Source organism: Pelagibius sp. Alg239-R121 (assembly GCF_947331435.1).
In the GTDB taxonomy this organism is placed as follows: Bacteria; Pseudomonadota; Alphaproteobacteria; order Kiloniellales; family Kiloniellaceae; genus Denitrobaculum.
Map to the genome: position 1 here is coordinate 1 of NZ_CAMZOF010000038.1, position 2,289 is coordinate 2,289.

Consider the following 2,289-nt stretch of genomic DNA (forward strand, 5'->3'; position numbering starts at 1 on the left):
TGTGAGTGCCGGATGGAAACTACCCATTAGCGCCGAGTGAAAAGTACCCAGTTTGGGGTTTAGATCAGCTGTTGCTCTGGGGCATGCCCCAGAGCAACAGCTGGGCGAGACTTGACCACTTGAGATTTTCGGAAAGAGGAGATCCGGATCAGGTGGTAAAACTTGGGAGGATTGTTTTGATCCATGATTTAAAAAGACAAGGTCTGTCGGTAAGCGCGATTGCGCGCAAGACGGGTCTGAACCGTAAGACGGTGAGGAAATATCTCGCACGGGGTCTCGAGGTCCCGAACTACGGCCCACGCGAACCGCGTGAACGTCTGCGCACGCCCTACGAAGGTTATCTCCGGGAGCGCATTATCCAGTTTCCCGATCTTTCCGGCCGCCGGCTATTCCGGGAGATCCGCAAACTCGGCTACGTGGGTGGCTATACTGGCATTACGGACTTTCTGCGCAGCGCCCGTCCGGCAAAGCAGATTCTGTTCGAGCGACGTTTTGAAACGCCGCCAGGCCACCAGGCGCAAGTGGACTTCGCTGAATTCCAGCTTGAGTTTACCGACGAGCCTGGTGTCTGGCGGAAAGTCTGGCTCTTTAGCATGGTCCTCGGCCACAGTCGTTGGCTCTGGGGGCGCTTTGGAGGGAACCAGAAGCTTGAGACCGTCCTGCGCTGCCACATCGCGGCTTTTGAAGCCTGTGGCGGCGCAACTGGCGAAGTTCTCTACGACCGCATGAAAACTGCGGTGCTCGGAGAGGATGCCGATGGCGTTGTCACCTACAACCCGGCTCTGGTTGCTTTGCTGAACTACTATGGCTCCGCGCCGCGAGCCTACAAGGCCTACCGGGCCAAGACGAAAGGAAAAGTCGAACGGCCTTACCGCTATATCCGCCAGGACTTCTTTCTCGGCCGATCTTTCCGGAACATGGAGGATCTCAATGCCCAGTTCGATGCATGGCGACAAGAGATCGCCAATCCCCGGGTGCATGCCACCACGAACAGGGTGGTCAACGAGGCATTCGCCGAAGAACAAGATCGTCTGACACCCTTGCCCACGCATCCTTACGATGCCGTTCTCACGGTGGAACGGCGCGTCAGTCATGAAGGCATGGTCTCGGTCGGCGGCAATCTCTACTCCGTACCGGACACGACCCGAAAACGTGTCGTCGAGGTTCAGAGCCATCCGGATAAGATTCGGATCTTTGAAAATGGCAAGCCCATTGCCTGCCATCCGATCCTGGAGGGCCGGAACCGCCGCAGACTGGATCCCCGTCATCGAAAGGTTCCAACCTCCCTGCAGCGACAGCTGCAACCACCGGCATCAGCTGTTGTCGTACAGCGTGATTTGGCCTTTTATGGAGCTGTCGGGCGACGCTTGGCCGGCTCGGAGGCGTCCCAATGAGCTCCCTGAGCAATCGTATCCGTCACAGCCTTGTTGGACTACGCATGCCTCGCGCCCTTGAGGTTTTGGATCACACCCTCAAGCAACTGGAACAAGGGGAGATGAGCGCACTCGAGGCGATCGACCGGTTGCTGAATGAAGAGTTCTCCTCCCGGGAAAACCGGCGTGTCGGCATGGCCCTCACCACCTCCCGGCTAGCACCGGTCAAAACCCTGGAGAGCTTCGATTTCTCATTTCAGCCGGCTCTGGACCGGGACAGGATCATGACCTTGGCCGAACTGGAGTTCATTGTCCGCGCCGAGGTCATCCACTTTCTCGGACCGCCCGGGACCGGAAAAAGTCATCTGGCAACAGCTCTGGGCGTTGCCGCCGTCAAGGCAGGTAAATCCGTTTACAGGGCGCCTCTGGCCGATCTGATCGAGGCACTCGCCAAAGCTGAACGTGAAGGACGGCTCGCGGAGAAGATCCGGTTCTATGCCCGCGTATCCTTACTCATCGTGGACGAAATCGGATATCTGCCGATCACCACTGGCGGCGCCAATCTGTTTTTCCAGCTGGTCAACGCCAGATACGAGAAAGGCGCAATGATCATGACCTCAAACCGCGGATTTGCAGAATGGGGCGAGGTTTTTGGAGATCCTGTCGTCGCAACCGCGCTCCTGGACAGACTGCTGCACCATGCCGTCGTCATTCATATCGAAGGTGCAAGCTACCGCCTAAGGGCTCACGCCGATCTCCTGCCTGAACATATCAGGGCAAACGCACCGATCATTCCACCACCAAAAAAACGAGGGAGACCTGCAAAAGTCAATAACGCCAAACCAAACTGAACCAAACCTAAAACTGGCCATTTTTACTTCGGCACTTCTGACCATTTTTCAATCGGCATTGACAA

Annotated in this window: 2 protein-coding genes; both read left to right on the plus strand. The window is 56.8% G+C overall.

Annotated features, from left to right (window positions below; translation table 11 throughout):
- Window positions 1-152 precede the first annotated feature (152 nt).
- Entirely contained in the window at window positions 153-1,394 is a 1,242-nt protein-coding gene (gene istA / locus QMZ18_RS36835) for an IS21 family transposase (protein ID WP_282611429.1), read from the plus strand.
- Window positions 1,391-2,224, plus strand: coding sequence for an IS21-like element helper ATPase IstB (gene istB / locus QMZ18_RS36840; protein ID WP_282611430.1), 834 nt, complete (start codon window positions 1,391-1,393; stop codon window positions 2,222-2,224). The genes istA and istB overlap by 4 nt, the downstream gene beginning before the upstream one ends.
- Window positions 2,225-2,289: the final 65 nt, after the last annotated feature.